Genomic DNA, 19,896 nt, shown 5'->3' on the forward strand with positions numbered 1-19,896 from the left:
GAAAGCGTGTTCTGCATCTATAAAAGCAGCAATTCCACCTGCTTTTTGGGCTTCGGCAATGGCGTGCAAAGTCAAAGTTGGTTTTCCAGAAGATTCCGGACCGTATATTTCAATCACTCTTCCTCTTGGATAACCACCAACTCCCAAGGCTAAATCGATTCCCAAAGATCCAGAAGAAATAGTTTCTACTTCTACAATGGCTTTGTCGCCCATTTTCATTACGGTGCCTTTTCCGTAAGTTTTATCCAGCTTGTCAAGTGTAAGCTGTAGTGCTTTTAATTTGGCTTCTTTTTCTGAACTCATCTCTTTTACCTTTTCTTTCATTTATTTTTTGTACTTATCTTTTTGTAAAAATACTTCTTTTTTTGGAAGAAGCAAGGGGAATGTTTTTGAATTAATCTCTAAAAAAAACGATATTTGGTGTTCGTTATTTTCAAATTTATTCACCACCAATACATTTATTATATAAATCAACTATTTCAATTATATCATCCAAAATCAATTCTTTATTTTCTATTTTTAAAATTAATTCTGGACAATCTTTAAAGTTTTCAATTGCAAATTCTTTTAAATTTTTATTTGAATTAATGAAATTCAATTTTTCGGAATCTTTTTTATGCAATAAATATTTTATGTTTTTTGCTTTAGATAAATTTTCTTTTATTTTTGAATAGTTAATTGGCTTTGTATGATTTAAGTAATTTGCAGAATTAGTGCCATTCTTTAAGTCATTTAACCGGTTTAATTCTCCTTTAATTCTTGAAGATTCTAAATGCTCATAACTAAGCCAGTCTGCAACATTACTTCTGTCAAGACCATTATAAAATAAACTTTGGTTGTCAGGAGAATAAACATATACTTCAAATTTGTTCGAATAAATTAATTCAACGAATTTATTAAATTTATCAGCATCTGTTTTTTTGTAATAAAACTCCCTTCTGGTTGAAAGGTTTGGGTTGATAACAATTTTATCAATATTTTTATAATCAATTTTATCTGAATTTTTTTGGTCTTCATTTTCCTTAAACTTTATGCTAAATGCTGTACCATCTAGTTTGATAAGACCGCTTTTTATTTCACCATTTATTAATATTATTTCTCCTTTCAAATATGGATTGCTTCTTAAATCTAATTGAGCAAGGCAAGATGTAGTTATTAATAAAAAAAGAACTGCTATTTTTTTCATAACAAGTTTTATTTATGAATTAATCTAAATTTTTTTTCAAACAAACAAAGCCTTCAATTCTGTAGCTTCGTGAGGATTCAATTTTCCGGCCAAGACGAGGCTCAATTGTTTTCTTCTCAAAGCATCATTATAGCGATGCTTTTCGAGTTTAGTCTCGGGAATTATTTGCGGAACTTCAACTGGTTTTCCCTTGTCATCAACGGCCACAAAAGTATAAATAGCTTCATTCGACTTGATTCTTTCTCCCGAAAGTCGGTCTTCGACCCAAACGTCAATGTAAATTTCCATTGAAGTCTTGAAGGCTCTCGACACTTTTGCTTCAACAATAACAACACTTCCCAGCGGAATAGCTTTGTTGAATGCCACGTGATTTACAGAAACGGTTACCGAAATTCTGCGGGAATGTCTTCCTGCCGAAATGCTAGCGGCACGATCCATTCGAGCCAATAATTCGCCACCAAAAAGATTATTCAACGGATTGGTTTCGCTTGGCAAAACCAAATCAGTCAATACGGTCAACGATTCAGAAGGATGTTTTGGAGTCATAATTTATCTGGGTTTTTTAACCATATAAGACATATAAGGTCACTTAAGTTAACTGTAATATGAATTTATGAAGTATTAATAAGTTTAAGAATTTTGCAATCCAACCTTGAATGTACTTATATGCCTTATATGGTAAACTTGTTAAGTAGGGTTCTAATTTAACCAATAAACCGCCATAACAGCGGGAATAAAATAAATGACAATTGTTCTGGCGCCGTCATAATCTTTGGCTAACCGCTGTCCAAAAAGCAGCATCAACAAAGTAATGCACGAAAAAACGGCTCCATATAATCCGAATGTTCTTCCATTGCTTACGAATAATTCGATGCAGCCCACGACACACAAAACCCCCGAAATTAATTCTAAAATCAGAATATTCAGCAGGGCTAAATGAGTCAAGTTTTTCAATTGGGTTTTGGCAAAATGTTCCTTTAAAAAATCAATATTATCTTTCCAATAAAACAGTTTGTCATAGCCAGATTGAATGAATGTAATGGCTAAAAAAACCAAAAGTAAAATAGAAGCAGCGTTATTCATAAGTCTATTTTTTATGGATTAAACGAGTGAGTTTTATAGATAAATCGGTCAAAATAATTTTAGCATTTCCGTTGCGTTCAATATGATAAATGGCATCGGACAGTTCCTGGAATATTTCGTTGATGTTGTTGCCGTTGACAAAAGGCGCAAATTTAGCTATTGAAAAATTTTCGACCGTGGGTTCCAAATAAACCAAACTCGGAGTTTCGTAATTATATAGCAACGCCTGACGGAAAATATCGATGCAAAACTGCAGGAATTTCTTTTGGGTTTCTCTTCCCAAAACTGCAATTTGTTCGCTCCAAAGAATTAAGTCGGCGATAACCGCTGGATTTCCTTTGGCTTTAAAAGCCGCACGAACCCATACCACGAACCATTGTTCGAAAGGGAATTCTTCACTTTCATCAGTAAGTAAATGCAAAGCTTTATTGTAATTTCCTTGTGCTTGATGGGCGATTTTTGTGGCTAGTTTTGATTCTATATTTTCACGCGAAACCAAAGCTTCGGCAATCACATGTTCGCTCAATCCATTAAAATGCAATACTTGACAACGCGAACGAATCGTTTGGATGATGTCTTCTTCGTTTTCCGAAATCAATATGAAAACTGTTTTTTCTGGCGGTTCCTCGAGCAGCTTCAATAATTTGTTAGAAGCAGCAATATTCATTTTGTCAGCCATCCAAACAATCATAATTTTATAACCGCCTTCGTATGATTTTAAGGATAATGACTTTAATACTTCTTGGGCATCATCGACTCGAATTTCCCCTTGTTTGTTTTGCACTCCCAAAACGGAATACCAATCAAACAAACCGCCATAGGGATTTTGGGTTACAAACACTCTCCAATCACCAATAAAATCAATGCTTTTGGGTTTTGTTTTTACCTCTTCGGTGCTTACTGTTGGATAAACGAAATGTAAATCAGGATGCGAAATCTTTTGAAATTTTAAATTACAAGCTTCATTAGAGCCCGAGTTTTCTCCGTTTTGATTGCCACACAAAATGTATTGAGCATAAGCAATTGCCATTGCCAAAGTACCACATCCTTCTGGGCCAACAAATAATTGTGCGTGAGGAATTCTACCTAAATTGGCACTTCGGGTTAAGTGATTTTTGATGTGATCTTGACCTAATATTTCTGAAAACTGCATAAGGCAAATATAGGACAAAAAGCTTCAAAACAGAAAATATTTATTGTTTTAGAACATTAAAATGCTTGATTAAGGCAAGTTTTTTTAATCTAAAATCATTATAAAATTGGCGAAGATGGGTTAGATATTTTGGAATTAATTTTTATTGTTTTTTTGTTCTGAGTTCATTTATTATTTTATGCACGGTTGTTAAGTAATTAAATTTAGCGACGAAATATTTAAAATAACCGACCAACTACAAGTATCTTAAAATTTGTAATATTTTTTCTATTTATTCAAATATATCAGTAAATTTTTTTTTGATGGATAAAAAAACGAATGTAAAACTTATGATTGAAGTAAATATTAATACAAATTCTTCGACACAATACAGATTTATCCGATAAAAAACAATTGATTTTTATTTTTGTAATCTTTTTAGTTAAAAATTAATGATATTTTTGATTTCGTATATATTATTTATATATATTTGTTTTTGTAAATAAAATATAGAATCTAATTATGAAAAATAAAAGTATAATTTTTAGTATTTTTTTGATTATTATCTTTAATGGAGTTAGAGCTCAAAATAAAAAAGCAAATGCACCAAAAAGCATTATAAGTAGGACAGCAACAATTAAAAAATATTATGATCTAAAAGAATTAAAAGAGCTTAATAAGGGAGAATTAATAACATTATATACAGAGCGTATAAATGTTCTTATTAAAACATTGCCATATATTGCTTTATCTACAAGATCAGGAATAACAATGGCAGATATAGGAATTCCATTAGATTCGGAACACAAGAAAGACTTTGAAAATCAAGAAAAAGCAATTGCTGATTTTCTTGAATCAACTGTTAATTTTCAAACAAAAATAATGCCTTATTCTGACAAAAATAATTTGATTACGGCTATTTTATTTTATGAAAGTATGATGAAATCATTACATGAATTAGGTGAAGCTAGTGAATAAAGTAGATATGATTTTATTCTTTTTTTTAATTTATTTAGAATACTACAGCTATAAAAGGCTGTTTTTTCATCTAGTGGATTATGCGTTTTGATTAAATTAAGAAAAGAAAAATATTAAAATTTAAGTTAACCCCAATAAAATTAAATTTAGAACCTATGAAAAATTCTACTCTAATAATAGGGATGTTCTTTTTAGTAGTTTTTGGTGTAAATGCACAACAAGAAAAAGGAATTACTGGTATATGGTCAAACAAATGGACTGAATTTTCTCCTAATAAAGTTGATTATGGTGAAGCGAATGAAATTTTGGCTGGTAACATTACTGAAAACACAAAGTTGTATAAGAAAAATATTTATGAATTACAAGGAGATGTTTTTGTGACAAACTATGCAACCCTTACTATTGAACCAGGGACTGTAATTATAGGGGATTATGAATCGAAAGGTACTTTAATAATTACAAGAGGATCAAAATTAATTGCTGATGGTTTAGAAACCGATCCAATTATTTTTACTTCTAATAGAAGTGTAAAAAAGGCTGGTGATTGGGGAGGTATAATTATTCTGGGGGATGCACCTACTAATAAATTTGGTAATGTATCCAATGTAGGCTATGGTTTAAACCCAATTTTAGCTTCTTATGGAGGGAACGATATTGAAAGTAGTTCAGGTATTTTAAGATATGCTAGAATTGAATATGCAGGAAAAAAAATAAAAGGATTTGAAAATTTTAATTCATTATTATTAGCTGGAATAGGTAATAAAACAATAATAGAAAACATTATGGTTAGTTATTCTGCAGGAAATTCCTTTGGAATAGAAGGAGGGGAACTAAGTTTAAACAAGCTGATTTCTTTTAAATCAATTGCTGATGATTTTAAATTTAATTATGGAACACAATGTTGCATAAACAATTCGTTAGCCATTCGATCTCCTTATTTATCAAGTAATACGGGATCTAGATGTTTAGAAATTACTTCTTATGAAAAAAAGGAAGAAGTGGATTTTTCTAAACAACAAACATTGGTTACTGCAACAAACTTAACATTGGTTAATAATAGTAATAATTTAAGTGCCGATATTGAATCGGGTTTGGTTAAAGAAGCTATGTATGTTGCTGAAAACACAAATATTAACTTTAAAAAAACAGTTGTTTCAGGCTTTAATCCTGCAATATTATTGGATCCTGAAATTGAGATTAATAATGAAAATCTTATAAAAATTAAATTAGTAGAAACCTATTTTAATTTATGCAAAGGAAATATTTTTTCGGTATATAATTCGAATAATGAAGATTTAGAAAATTGGTATGGGAATGTTGCTTTTGCCAATGTGTATTCTAAAGCTGATAACGCTGAAACATTCGTAGATTCTTCTAATGATAAGAAACCAGATTTTAGACTGCGAATGGGCAAAATAACAGTGTCAAATGAGGACTAATAGCAACAATTTTTATATGTAAAAACAACAATAATTAACTTGCATTGGGGAGCAGTTGAAACCATTATGTATGAAAAAGAATTTTAAACAGCTCGAATGTAAAACGGTAACTATTGTAAAAAACCTTTTTTTTATAATAGTACTAATTTTATCCTGCTATAAAAGTTCATTTGCTCAAACTATACTTCCTCAAAAATTACCATTTGTTAAAATATGTGCCCAGTCTGATTTCAATACTTTTGACGCTGATTTTAAATTTTCTGGCTTTCCAGCTTTGACAACATTTTCTGTAGAACTCTCAGATGATAAAGGCAGTTTTGCAAATCCAATAGCTACAACAACACTTTCTACGGTAGATGTTTCTGCAGGAGAAAAGACCATATCTTTTGGCGTGCCTTCTACTTTAATCGGTTCTGAAACTTATAAATTAAGAGTTAAAAGTTCGACTGGAGCTGTTAGTGGCGATTTCAGTTCATTTGATTTAAAAACTTCTTTTCCTGCTTATTATAAACCGTATTCGCAACCTTTTTATATTAACAACCAACTTTCAAATGTTGTCATTTGTAACGGAGGAAGTGCTACTATAACTATTGATAATCCTACACCAAATATACCTAGTTCTTCCCCAGCAAATTTCCCAGGTTTAAAGTACAATTGGTATAAAGATAACTTTCTAGTTTCAGGAGAAACAGGAGCTTCGTTAGTTGTAAATTCTTCTGGAGTTTATTATGTAGAAATAAATTATGGCTCGTGTTCAGATGTTAATTTTCGATCACAAGAAGTCACCGTTAGTGGAGCTTCGGGATCTGTTTCTACAATTACTTCTAGCCTTTCAAACCCTTTTTGTTCAAGTGCTGGTGCTACTACTTTGACGGCAACAACAGGAAACTCTTATGTTTGGAAAAAAGATAATATTGTAATTCCAGGAGCAATTGGACAAACCTATCAAACTAGTTCAGCAGGTAAATATACTGTTGATGTAGATTTTGGGGGATGTAAATCTACGGGAACAATTGATTTGGAAGTGTTTAAAATAACGACTTCAATCAATATTCCTGAAAGTAGCACAATAAGTGAAGGGGATTCAAAAACGGTATTAGTAAGCACAGACGCATTGAGTCCCGAGTATAAATGGTATTTAAACGGAGTTGAAATTTCTGAAGCTTCTTCAAATTCTTTTACCGTGACCAGTACAGGAGATTATAAAGTTACCATAACCCAACTATCAGGATGTTATATTACAAACGAAATTCTATTCACAATAAATTCTATAATTGATGCAAACGCCGTCGATATTCCTAATTTAATTAGTCCAAACAATGACGGAGTAAATGATGTATGGAGTATCCCACAAGTATATGTTAGTGGAACAAATACCGAAGTAATTTTGATGAATTCTTCAGGAGAAATTGTATTAAAAACAAATGATTATCTAAATAATTGGCCGGAGAACGGGATAGATTTTAAAAACATAAATCCTGTATATTATTATATCATTACTCCTCAAGACGGGAAAGTAAAAAAAGGTTCAATAACTGTAGTGAAATAAATGAATAGGAACTTTATAGTTATATTATTTTTTTTCTGTGCTGTACAGATGCTCTATTCCCAAGAGGATGGAGTTGTTGCGTTTGCACTTCCAGTTCGGAATTCTTTAAAATTTAATAAATTCATCATCAACCCCACTTTTAGTTTTGTTAAAGAACAAAGTCCAATGCTTAGTTTTTATAATAAAAGACAATGGGCTCAATTTGACAATGCTCCACAAACCTTTCTTTTTAGTTATTCAGGAAGATTTAGGGAGAGCGAAGGAGTTGCTCTTGGATTGTTTCAGCAAAATTATGGTGTTTTAACCACTTTTGGTGCAGTTGCTAATTTTGCGCACAACATAACATTTCAGGAAGACAGTAATCTGACTTTTGGAATGAATTTAGGAATATACAAAAGCGGCTTAAATAAAGGAAAAGTAATTACAAATTATCCTGATCCATCGTTAGACAATATTCCATCAAATTCATTAATTACAGTAAGTCCAGGAATAAATTATGGGACTACTTTTCTTGATTTTGGTGTATCAGTAAATAATTTAATATTATATAATCTCAAAACTTCAAAAATTATTGAAGATGATTCTGAAAAAAGTATAGAAGGGCATATAATGTACAACGGTTACATAGACTCCTATGGTTTTTTTGATAGAAGTAAATTTTCAGGTTTGATAAAAACCGAAATCAAAAAAGACAAAACCATTATTTCGGGATTAGCAATGTTAACTTTACTCAAAGGGTTATGGGTTCAAGCTGGGTATAATACCTTGTATGGAATGTCGGGAGGAATTGGGATGAATATAACTCCCAAAATTTCTATGGAATACAATTTTGAAAAAGGAACAGGGAATTTATCAAATTTTGGAGTTTCACACGAAATTGTTTTTGCCTATAAATTTAGCAGCAAAAAGTATGATTATGGAGACGACGAGGATGAAGGATCAATTATTTCTGCTACCGAAAATCGAGTAAAAGTAACTCCTTTAAAAGAAATATCCCATCAAGAATATCAAAAATACAAAGAACAAAAAGAAGCACAATTGAAGTCCGAAGCGGAAGCCAAACTATTAGCTGCCGCAAAAGCAAAAGTAGATGCAGAAATAGCCTCAAAAGCAAAACTTGACGAAGCGGCCAGATTAAAAGCAGAAGCAGATGCTAAAGCTAAACAATTAGCAGAATCCAAATTAAAAGCTAATTCAGGAATAGCTTCAAAAGCAAAACTTGCCGAAACGGCCAGACTGAAATCCGAAGCATATTTGAAATCCAAACAATTAGCAGAAGCAAAATTAAAAGCCGATGCAGCAGCAAAAGCAAAACTTGCTGAAGAATCAAGATTGAAATCCGAAGCAGACGCGAAATTCAAACAATTAGCAGAAGCAAAATTAAAAGCCGATGCAGCAGCAAAAGCAAAACTTGCTGAAGAATCAAGATTGAAATCCGAGGCAGACGCGAACTCCAAACAATTAGCAGAAGCAAAATTAAAAGCCGATGCAGCAGCAAAAGCAAAACTTGCTGAAGAATCAAGATTGAAATCCGAAGCAGACGCGAAATCCAAACAATTAGCAGAAGCAAAATTAAAAGCCGATGCAGCAGCAAAAGCAAAACTTGCTGAAGAAGCCAGATTGAAAGCAGAAGCAGATGCGGAAGCTAAACAATTAGCAGAAAAACCTAAAGACGAAAATGCTAAATCAATAGATGATTTGACAAAAATTGTAACAGATTCTAAAAAGGAACAACAAGATTTAATAAGGCAGTTAAATGACAAAGTATCTGATAAAGAAAAAGATTTAAAAGATTTAAAAGAGGAAAATGATCTGAGTGAAAAAGGTATTTTTAAAGAGCCAAAACCATTCAAAAGCGTCACGGCTGAAAACATTGCATTAGAAAGTTTGGAATCTCAAATTGAGTTAATGAATCAATCTCAAAAAGAAAAAATAGTTGCGTTAGATAATTTATATAAAGAAAGGATTAAAAATGGAGGTAATATAAATGATGTTACAAATCAATCCTATTTAAAAACAATTCAAGATCTTAAAGCAGAACACGTAAAAGCAATAAAATCGAATTTGGATTTAGTTTCAACTTTAGAAAAAATCAAAGTTGATACCGAGATTGAGAAAAAAAGAAGAATAAAACGAGCCGCTTTTGCTAATAATCAAGACCGATATTTGCAAGATGTGGCTACATTAAAAAGAATAAAAGAAAAAACGGTTGTTAGCACAATTCCTTTAAAAGAATCTGATTTTGATTTTGGTGAAGAGCAGTCGAATGTTCAAGTTTTAAAAGATATTAAAAACACAGAAAAAGGATATTATTTAGTTGTTGCCGTACATGACGATATAGTAAAAAGAGATAGTTTTTTAACTAAAACCGTAGCCTCAGGACAACCAAATGTTGATTTCTTCTATGATGTTAAATCAGGAAAATATTTCATTTATTGTGATAAATACGAATCAATAGAAGAAGCACAAAAAGGGATGGAGTCAAAAGGGAATAGACCCTATAATAGTAAAATGTCAGTAGTAAAAATAGAAAATTAAGCAAAAAACAAATCAATTATAAAAACATATAATCTCTATTTTGAGATGCCTCTCTCAAAACAACATTAATAAAGAATCGTATGAAATTAAAAAACTACATCCTATATATTACTTTAATTTTTCTAAGTGTTTATTATGGCAATGCTCAAGTTAAAGTTCCCTTTTCGCCAAGATTACCAGGTGGAAGCATCAAAGTAAAAGGTGACATTAAACTAGTAGGTAATAGTATTGTCAATACTGGACCTATGGGATCTCCTGCAAATACGCCTTATGTTATCAATTCTGATAATAACGGCTTGAATATGGAGTATATTGATATTGATAGTGATGCCTCGACATTTAGTTCCAGTAGCGCTGATTTAAATATTGGCACAGCTTGCAAACGGATAGTATATGCAGGATTGTATTGGTCTGCAACATATCCTTATGAAAGAAGTACAGATGCCGCTTCTAATATCGCAGGAACACCAAGAATTACAGATTTCAACACCATAAAATTCAAATTACCTGGAGGTGCATATCTTCCCATCACGGCCGACAATACTATTTTCGACGGTTTTAATATCGATCCGTTTATTAATTTTCCAGATTCTCCTTATGTGTGTTATAAGGATGTAACCAGTCTTTTGCAAGGATTACCAGATGCAGACGGTCAGTATGTGGTTGCCAATGTGCGCTCTGCAAAAGGGCAACGTGTTAATGGAATTTCAGCGGGTTGGTCATTAGTAGTTATTTATGAAGATCCAACATTACCAAGTAAATTCATATCAACATTTGACGGATTTGCAGGGATACATCGTGTAAATGCTCCTTCGGTAAATGTTACAATTAATGGTTTTCAAACTATTCCGTCAGGGCCAGTAAATTTCTCTATGGGAGTTGCCGCATTAGAAGGCGATAGAACAATACTTGGAGATCAATTTTTAATCAAGGCAAATTCAGTGGCAAGCTTTACGCCTGTTGGTGGAGCATTAAATCCGCCGGGAACAATTTTAGCACCACTTTCGGCCGATTTTTTTAACTCAACAATTACCAACAACGATACACAAGTACTTAGTCGAAATCCAGCAAGCACTAACACATTAGGTTTTGACTTAGATTTAGTTACTCCACCTAACCCATCAAATAGTATCATTCCTAATGGTGAAACTGGAGCTCAATTACAATTTACTACAACCACCACAAACGGTAGTGACGCATACAGTGTGTTTTTGACTTCATTTGCAGTTGATATAATTGAACCCAAAATTATTCTCACAAAAGTTGTACAAGATCTATTAGGAAACAACATTGGTGGTGCAACAGTTAATCTGGGAGATACTATAGAATATGTTATAGGTTTTCAAAACGTTGGAAATGATAGCGCAACTTCATTTACTATAAAAGACATTCTTCCTGTAAACGTTGTTTTTAATCCAGCAACGGGGCTGACTCTACCATCAGGAGCAACCTATACTTATAATGCAGGAACAAGAACATTGCTATTTACGGTTCCAAATAATTTGGTAGAAAAAGGAGATTCTCGTAGTGAAATCAGGATTAGGGTAAGTGTTCCTATAGATTGTAATGTCTTTAAAACAGCTTGTTCAAAAGAAATAAAAAATCAAGCTTTTGCTTCCTATAAAGGGGTTATAAATACAACTCAAATTACAGATGATCCAAGTTTATCTTTCTTCTCTTCGTGCGCATTATCTACACCAACGGCTACTAATTTTTTGGCTAATGTATCTGGTTGTATTTATCCTAGTTCAGCGGTACTTTGTAGCGCAAGCGTTGAGCTAACAGCTGCTTCTGGTTATGATTCTTATTCTTGGTCAACTAGCCCAACAGGCATACCAGTAATTGGAACTAATCAAACCCTTACCGTAACAAGTTTAGGAACTTATTATGTGCGTGATACGGCGACTATTCCTTGTATATCAACTATTGATGAGGTAATTACAGTTGTCGATTTTAATTCAGGCTTAACAAATCCAGTCATTCCTTATGCCGATCAAATTCCTATTTGTCCTAATGATGGAAAAAAATTACCACTTATCTTTTTATGTGGGCTAAACGATCACAGATTGATACAAACAAATACTGGAGCGCTTAGTGTTATTTGGCAAAAACTGGATCCAACAAGCTGCCCTCCAATTGCGTTGCAAAGTTGTGCCAACGAAAACGCAACTTGTACTTGGAATCAAGTAGGGACAAGCCCTGATTTTGATGCAATTGACGAAGGTCAATATAGAGTTATACTAAATTATGCAGGAGGTTGTTTTAAAAGATTTTATTTCAATGTGTTTAAAAATCCTTTAGATCCAAAATTTACCGTTCAAGATATTATTTGTACCACACCAGGAAAAATAACAATAACTAATGTTCCCTTTGATTATATATATAGTTTAGATAATCCCGCAGGGCCATATCAGGTTAGCCCAGTTTTTACACCTGTAAGCGCAGGTACACATCACGTTTATATACAACAATTAGGCGCGGGAGACAATGCGTGCTTGTTTGATGTTTTTCCAATAGTAATTAGAGCTCATGTATTTACTACAACTGTTACTCCAATTAGTCCATTGTGTTTTGGAGATAAAGGAAGTATTAAAGTAGCAGCATTTGATGCACAGCCCCAATATACTTTTTGTTTATATTCTGGGAATGCTGCTTTACCAGCAAATTTAATTCAATGTGTGGGACCAATTGCACAAGACAACTATGAGTTTCCAAACTTAAATCCAGGCACTTATACTGTAACTATAAATACTCAAGATGGTTGCAGCAATACAAAAACAGTGACGATTACTCCAACTCCTTTATTAACGGCAACTTTAGCACTTACAAAACCGCTGACTCCATGTTCAAATGGCGAAATTACCATATATCCAGTTGGAGGCACACCGCCTTATTGTTATTTTATAAATGGTAATTCAGTGCCACAATGTGGTAGCAATGTTATTTCTGTTCCTGCTCCAGGAGGTACTTATAATATAGTTGTGGTAGATAAAAACAATTGTACATTTACCTTACCTCCTATAACTGTTGTATCCACAGTAGCTCCGTCCTATAATATTATTAAGACAGATGCGCTTTGTTCAGGAACAAGCACAGGTACCATTACCATAAATGTAACTAATGCCAACGGAAATGCCATTCAATATAGCATAGACGGAGGAACAACTTGGTTAAATTCTAATGTGTTTAATAATCTTCCGGCGGGAAATTATACCGTTATGATTAAATATGTTACCGGAACAGCGGCTTGTACCATAACAAATCCTATTACAATAAACAATCCTAATCCAATTACCGCCACTGTAACACTAACAACCGACTATACTTGTAATAGTGCAACAGGCAGCAGCACAAATCCTGGATTGGGAGTTATTACGGTTACTGGCGTTTCGGGAGGAACTGCACCATACACTTATTGTATTGGAGGAACTTGTCAAGCACCAACGGCATCAACCACCACTACTTTTACAGGACTTGTTAATGGTAATTATACTATCACGATTAAAGATGCCAATGGTTGTTCCAAAACATTCTCAAAAACAATTACACCATTAAACCCACCTACAAATCTAACATTTTCAGCCACAGCATTAACTTGCCCAGCAAACACAACAACTGTAACAATCAACAATGTCACTGGAGGCGTTAGCCCTTTTCAATATCAAATTGTTGCTGCTCCACCAGCCTTTTTAGGTTCGCTGCCAACACTATATCAAAATTCTAAAAATTTTAGTGGATTGCCTCCAGGAACTTATACTTTTCAGGTAATTGATTCCAAAGGATGTACATTCCAAAAAAGCTTTACTATTCCCGTAATACCACCAATAAAAGTTGTTGGTACTTTGCTAAATAATATTGTCTGCTTTGGCACAAATTCTGGGAATATAAGATTTACTGTTACCAATCCGGGAACAACGGGTTATACTTACACCATTAATGGAGGCGCATCTATTGCAGGTCCAGGATCTGGAATAATAAACTTGACAAATCTTGCTACTGGAGCCTATGTTATTATTGTTAAAAGCAACCAGACAACGTGTACTGATACAGCAACAATTACGGTTGTTGCACCACCATCTGCTTTGGCAATTACTAAAACTGTAACTCCAATATCGTGTACTAATAATGGAAGTGTTGTTATAAACGCATCTGGAGGTTGGGGAAGTTATTCTTATACCCTTACTCCTCCATCAGGACCAGTAATTGGACCACAATTGAGCAATTCATTTACAAATTTGAGTACAGTAGGACTTTATACAATAACTGTAAAAGACTCGAATGGTTGTACAGTTAGTGACACTTTTACATTAGTGGCACCAGCAACACTTACTAGTAGTATTTCTGCCGCATCTGATTTTTGTTATGATGGGACAAATGCCGCTACAATAATTATTACAGCAAGCGGCGGTGTTGCTCCTTTAACCTATAATATTAATGGAGGACTATTTGATACCAATAACATATTCGCAAATTTAACACCTGGTTCTTATACGATAAAAGTAAAAGATGCGGCAGGTTGCGAGCTAACTTTGCCAATGCAAACGATAGCTTCACAACTTACAATAAGTAGTGTTCTTACCAAAGGAATAGATTGCACAGTTTCTCCAAATGCTGTAATAACAAATACCATTGCAGGAGGTTATCCTCCTTACACCTACAAAGTGAATAGTAATGCCGGAGGTTATCCAGCTGGTCCGGGAACTGCAACTTCAACACCATTTACGTTTCCAACCGCAATAGCTGGGACATTTCAGTTTCAAATAACAGACAGTAAGGGTTGTGTGGCACAATCCAACACTATTACAGTTGACCCAATAGTAAATCCAGTTATAAATTCTGTAATACAAACACAACAAATACTATGTGGAGGTGATGCAACTGCCACGATAAACGTGAATATTGATACCACAAAAGGAGTTGGTCCATTTGTGATAAATGTATTTAACAACACTACAAGCACGAATTATGGCACACAGACTTCTAGTTTACCAGCTGGAAATTATACAATTACAGTTACTGATGCCAATTCGTGTACAAATTCTAAACCAATTGCAATTAGTCAGCCTGTCCCTATCGCATTTACCGAAGTTTTGCTCCCTATAACTTGCACTGGCTCAGGAACTACTTTTGGGTCGATTTCTGTAACTGGATTAACAGGAGGAATCGCTCCATATACATACATCCTAACCAATAATGTTGGAGACCCTACTCAAACTTATGTTGATGCCACGGGAGCAGATTATAGTTTTACTGTCTTGAATTTTGGGATTTATGAATTAGATGTTGTCGATTCGAATAATTGTTCTGTAAAAAAACAAAATATAGTGATGTCGTCTCCACCTAGTGATTTAACAATTAACGCTTCGATACTGCCTTCAACTTGTGCCGCTGGGGGAACTATAATTGTAGAAGTTGCTGCGACATTTACTGGTGGACCATATCATTTTGCTATATATCAATCTCCATATCCGCCCTTTCCAGATCCTGCATATCAACCTGCCGATGCTGGATTTCTTCTACAATCAACATTTACTGGGCTAACTCCTGGAGTTACTTATTCGTTTGTTGTTTATGATGAAACTACGCAATGTTATTATTTCAAAACTGCCGATACTCCAGTTTTATCTCTTTCAAATTTAACAAGTACGGTAACTCCAAAAAATGTAACTTGTAAAGGAAATGCAGACGGGAATGTGTCATTTACGTTTGGTAATTATAATGCTACCTCTGTAAGTTATACCATCTATAATTCACTTACAAACACCGCTGTCGTGCCATCAGTTTCAGGAACAATACCTGGATTGACGGGCTTGCCAACATCAGTTTCTAATGAAGGTCCTTTGGCACCAGGTACTTATTACATCTTATTTACAGAAAACGATGGTGCAAATGCTGGATGTACTAAAGCATCTTCAGCATTTACAATTACTGAATCGGCAACTTTATTAAGCATCACAGCTTCAGAAATTAAAAAAGATAATTGTAATCTAAATGCTGGTATAATTTCAGCAACTGGGCAAGGAGGAACAGCTCCGCTAACCTATCAAATTTTACTTGCCACTAGTCCTGCGCCCACAGCAGTTTCGACAGGTTGGAGCGCAACAAACAATACACTTAATACTGAATCTGGAAATTATGTGGCTTATGTAAAAGATGCCAATAATTGTATTGCATCTTTTCCTGTAATAGTAGGATTAGATCCTACTCCAGTAATAACAGCAACAGTAACCAATCAATGTACAGCAACAGGAAGTAATTTTAGTATAGACGTCGTTTTGACAACTGTAGGAATTGCTCCTTATACTGTAATCATAGATGGTGCAGTGCCTGTAACAAAAACATTTCCGTTTACGATAACCAATTTGTCTCCCGGATTGCATACAGTTCAAATAAAAGACGCAAATGGTTGTGGCAACACAGTGTCAAATACTATTTATCCTGAATTAATTCTTTCGGCAAGTTTTACAACATTGCCTACCTGTCTTAATAACGATGGAACCATAACTGCCATTGCAGCAGGAGGTTCAGGTGCTTATACGTATAGTTTATTTGACAGCACAGGAACTATACCATTAGTACCTGCACAACCAAGTCCCGTTTTTCCGGCGCAACCGACAGGAAGTTATCAAGTGGAAGTTGTGGATACGAATACATTATGTTCCAAAAGTATGCCTATCTCGCTTGTATTGCCAACAGCAGTAACTTTTACAACAGCACCAAGTCCTGTGAGTTGTAATGGTGGTGCAAATGGTTCGATAACAGTAATTTTGCCTGTATCAAATGACAATCCAAATTATTTGTATGAAACTATTGCGCCTTCACCAATTATTTTTGCACCACAATCATCCAATATTTTTGCAGGATTAACGGCGGGAACTTATACTATAAAAGTAACTTCGGGTAGAGGCTGTAGTTTAACACAACCAGAAACTATTACGGAACCAAGTCCATTAACGGCCAACGGTTCTGCAACATCATTTGGATGTGCATCGGATAATTCTGTGAACACATCCACACTTACGATTACAGAAAGTGGAGGCACGTCACCTTATAAATATAGTATTGACGGCAGCAGTTATTTTACAACCAATATCTTTGATATTACTGATACTGGCGCAATTCAAAACATTACGGTTTATGTTCAAGATGATAATGGATGTATTGCAACCAACACTGTAATTATTAATCCTTTGCCAAAACTAACGTCCGCAACCGTGGCTATAGCTACACCTATTGATTGTAACAACACGGGATCAGTTTCAATATCAGTAACAGGTGGATCAGGAAATTTTAACTATCAATTGTTGCCAAGCGGAATTCCACAGCCATCAAACACGTTTAGCATTTCAACTCCTGGCGATTATTATTTTCAGGTAAATGACTTGACAACAGGCTGTCATATAGAAACGTTGCCCTACACCGTTTTGCCCTATAATACAATAGATGTTGTGGCAACAACAACATCGGATGTAATTTGTTTTGGAGATGCAAATGGCACAATTGAAATAAATGTTACAGGATATTCTGGAGCTTATTCATACAATGTGTTCAACGGAGTAATTCTCCAAACATCAGGAATAGGAAATACGAGTACAAATCCGCTTCCTATAACAGGATTACCTTCTGGTAATTATACCGTAGAAGTTACTGAAACTGTAAGTCCATTTTGTGTAAAAACTTCAAATTTAGTTATTATTGAATCGCCAATAGCACCATTAACACTCTCGGCTTCCGAAACATCAAATGTAACTTGTGATAACAACAAAGGAACAATTACTGCAATCGCAACTGGCGGTTGGGGAATACTTGAATATCAGTTAATAGGCCCGATAAGTCAAGTGTATTCTTCCAATAGTACTTTTATTGATTTGGTAGCAGGAACTTATACCATAAATGTAAAAGACACAAAAGGATGTACACAAACAAAATTTGTAACATTAACAACTCCAAATCCTATAAATGCAACTGTAACTCCAAGTGTAGGAACTGTTGCTTGTAATGGAGATAAAAACGCCAGCATAAATATTACAAATGTAACAGGCGGACAAGGAAGCAATTATACTTATACATTGAACACCATTTTGCCAACGCCTTCAAGTTCAGGACCACAAAGCACTCCTATTTTTGATGGGTTAGGAGCAGGAACGTATAACGTAACCGTACAAGATGGTTATAATTGTATTTATACATCTGTAAATATTGTTATTGGGGAACCATCAATTATAACAGTAGATTTAAAAGTTGCAACCAATCAATCTTGTTTTAATCAAACAACACTGACTTTGACAGCAAGCGGAGGAACACCTCCCTACACTTATAGCGCAGACGGAATTAGTTATTCAGCAGGAACATTTAATCCGTCAATAACATTTGCAGTGCCAGTAGGAACCTATCATTATTATGTTAAAGACAATAACGGTTGCATGAGCTTTGTTTCGAATGATATTAATATTGATCCTTTAACGCCTTTATCATTAACTACAAACACAGAAACAAATTTAACCATAAACTGTACAGGAGAAAGTACAGGGGTTATAAATGTTTCTGCGCAAGGTGCTTTGGGTAATTATGTTTATACACTACTCAACGGAGTTGGTGTTCCAATTGCTACAGAGCCATCACAAGGACCAACAGTTACTGCAAATTTTACAGGATTAATTGCAGGAACATATATTGTAAGAGTGATGAGTGGTGATTGTAGTTTAGACTCCACAGTCTTTACAATAAGCGAACCCACAACACCGATAACTGCAACATATACACTAACAGATGTAAGTTGCAACGGAGCCAACAACGGAAAAATTGTAATTAATGCTTCTGGCGGAACTGGAATTATTAGATATGCTATTTCTCCTCAAAGAAATCAATTTTTCACAACAAGTACATTTGATAATCTTGCTCCAGGCAATTATGATGTAATTGTGCAAGATGAAAACGGATGTATTGCACCTATTAATTTTGATATAAGCGAACCAACACCAGTAGCGGTCACTATGGTTTCAGGTTCTCTAATTCCAGAAATTTGTAAAGGAGACAATGATGGCGAGTTTAGCATTGATATTTCAGGAGGAACACTTCCTTATAGTGTAAGTTTAGATAACCCAGCAGGTGTTTATACAACTGGAACTCCAACTCAAACACAGTTTGATTTTACAGGATTAGGCGGAGGAGACCATAAGGTTTATATCCGTGACGCAAATTTATGTAATGCTGAGTTACCGATTTCTTTACCAGCATCAGTAAAATTAGATCCACAAGCCATTGTTGATTATAGTTGTGTAAACAACGCTCCAAGCAATACTGTTACAGTAACCGTTGATGCCAGCATAACCAATCCTGCCGATGTCGATTATGCATTAGATGGAATTCCTCCTTATCAAGCTAGCAATGTGTTTACCAATGTCTCAGCTGGAACCCATTTTATAAGTGCAAGACATACAAATGGCTGTATTCAGCAAACCCAAAATTTCACTATTCTTCAAATAAATCCTTTGGCGGTTATTTTGATTAATGGTGGATTGAATGAGATAGTTGCAACAACCACAGGAGGTTCAGGGATTTATCATTATACGTTTAATGGGGAATCCACAGGAACTAGCAACACTTATATTTATTATAAAACAGGTGTTTACACTGTTGAAGTTGTAGATAGCGAAGGGTGTACCGCAACGGATACTAAGCCGTTCACATTCATCGATATTGAAATTCCAAATGTATTTACGCCTAACAATGATGGCAATAATGATACTTGGGGACCAACAAACACGAGGAATTACCCAGACTTAATATATCATATTTTTGATCGCTATGGACGTAAAGTAGGAACCTACAGAGAAGGACAATTTTGGGACGGGAAATACAATGGTCTAGAATTGCCTTCGGGGGACTATTGGTATGTGTTAAAATTGAATAATGACCAAGACGGAAGAGAATTTATGGGTCATTTTACTCTTTACAGATAAATTATTAAAAAGTAAAAACGCTGTTGACT

General features: G+C 34.4%; 9 protein-coding genes and 1 pseudogene. 5 read left to right on the plus strand and 5 right to left on the minus strand.

Translation table 11 applies throughout. The annotated features are described in order from the left end of the window. From PHC28_RS00350 to PHC28_RS00370, 5 genes and pseudogenes are all read right to left on the minus strand, one after another. A pseudogene (locus PHC28_RS00350) lies at positions 1 to 303 on the minus strand (DNA recombination/repair protein RecA); the annotation flags it as partial. A 136-nt stretch (positions 304 to 439) separates the two neighbouring features. Continuing rightward, positions 440 to 1,186: a hypothetical protein gene (locus tag PHC28_RS00355; protein WP_300095290.1), complete on the minus strand. Its 747-nt coding sequence runs from the start codon at positions 1,184 to 1,186 to the stop codon at positions 440 to 442. Between the two features lie 36 nt (positions 1,187 to 1,222). Next, positions 1,223 to 1,732, minus strand: a complete 510-nt coding sequence (locus PHC28_RS00360) for an acyl-CoA thioesterase (protein ID WP_300095293.1) — start codon at positions 1,730 to 1,732, stop codon at positions 1,223 to 1,225. A gap of 153 nt (positions 1,733 to 1,885) precedes the next feature. Next, positions 1,886 to 2,269 carry a DoxX family membrane protein gene (locus PHC28_RS00365; RefSeq protein WP_300095296.1) on the minus strand — a complete coding sequence of 128 codons (384 nt, stop codon included), beginning with the start codon at positions 2,267 to 2,269 and terminating at the stop codon, positions 1,886 to 1,888. 4 nt (positions 2,270 to 2,273) lie between these two features. Next, positions 2,274 to 3,422 (minus strand): DNA polymerase III subunit delta', encoded by a 1,149-nt coding sequence (locus tag PHC28_RS00370; protein WP_300095299.1) that lies wholly within the window; start codon positions 3,420 to 3,422, stop codon positions 2,274 to 2,276. 501 nt (positions 3,423 to 3,923) lie between these two features. Here PHC28_RS00370 and PHC28_RS00375 point away from each other — a divergent pair. The 5 genes from PHC28_RS00375 (at position 3,924) to PHC28_RS00395 (ending at position 19,867) form a co-directional block, all read left to right on the plus strand. After that, positions 3,924 to 4,379, plus strand: coding sequence for a hypothetical protein (locus PHC28_RS00375; RefSeq protein WP_300095303.1), 456 nt, complete (start codon positions 3,924 to 3,926; stop codon positions 4,377 to 4,379). Between the two features lie 155 nt (positions 4,380 to 4,534). After that, on the plus strand, positions 4,535 to 5,818 hold the full coding sequence (locus PHC28_RS00380) for a hypothetical protein (RefSeq protein WP_300095309.1): 1,284 nt from the start codon (positions 4,535 to 4,537) through the stop codon (positions 5,816 to 5,818). A 70-nt stretch (positions 5,819 to 5,888) separates the two neighbouring features. Continuing rightward, the gene (locus tag PHC28_RS00385; RefSeq protein WP_300095314.1) at positions 5,889 to 7,367 is read left to right on the plus strand and encodes a gliding motility-associated C-terminal domain-containing protein; all 1,479 of its coding nucleotides are present in this window, start codon (positions 5,889 to 5,891) and stop codon (positions 7,365 to 7,367) included. After that, positions 7,368 to 9,905, plus strand: coding sequence for a PorP/SprF family type IX secretion system membrane protein (locus tag PHC28_RS00390; RefSeq protein WP_300095319.1), 2,538 nt, complete (start codon positions 7,368 to 7,370; stop codon positions 9,903 to 9,905). 80 nt (positions 9,906 to 9,985) lie between these two features. Then, positions 9,986 to 19,867: a T9SS type B sorting domain-containing protein gene (locus PHC28_RS00395; RefSeq protein ID WP_300095322.1), complete on the plus strand. Its 9,882-nt coding sequence runs from the start codon at positions 9,986 to 9,988 to the stop codon at positions 19,865 to 19,867. Positions 19,868 to 19,896: the final 29 nt, after the last annotated feature.

Origin of the sequence: Flavobacterium sp., assembly GCF_028712645.1 — a bacterium.
Lineage (GTDB): Bacteria > Bacteroidota > Bacteroidia > Flavobacteriales > Flavobacteriaceae > Flavobacterium.

Coding starts and splice junctions, on each gene's coding strand:
- PHC28_RS00395 (WP_300095322.1), top strand. CDS start 9,986: ATGAAATTAAAAAACTACATCCTATATATTACTTTAATTTTTCTAAGT.
- PHC28_RS00365 (WP_300095296.1), bottom strand. CDS start 2,269: ATGAATAACGCTGCTTCTATTTTACTTTTGGTTTTTTTAGCCATTACA.
- PHC28_RS00355 (WP_300095290.1), bottom strand. CDS start 1,186: ATGAAAAAAATAGCAGTTCTTTTTTTATTAATAACTACATCTTGCCTT.
- PHC28_RS00375 (WP_300095303.1), top strand. CDS start 3,924: ATGAAAAATAAAAGTATAATTTTTAGTATTTTTTTGATTATTATCTTT.
- PHC28_RS00385 (WP_300095314.1), top strand. CDS start 5,889: ATGAAAAAGAATTTTAAACAGCTCGAATGTAAAACGGTAACTATTGTA.
- PHC28_RS00360 (WP_300095293.1), bottom strand. CDS start 1,732: ATGACTCCAAAACATCCTTCTGAATCGTTGACCGTATTGACTGATTTG.
- PHC28_RS00380 (WP_300095309.1), top strand. CDS start 4,535: ATGAAAAATTCTACTCTAATAATAGGGATGTTCTTTTTAGTAGTTTTT.
- PHC28_RS00370 (WP_300095299.1), bottom strand. CDS start 3,422: ATGCAGTTTTCAGAAATATTAGGTCAAGATCACATCAAAAATCACTTA.
- PHC28_RS00390 (WP_300095319.1), top strand. CDS start 7,368: ATGAATAGGAACTTTATAGTTATATTATTTTTTTTCTGTGCTGTACAG.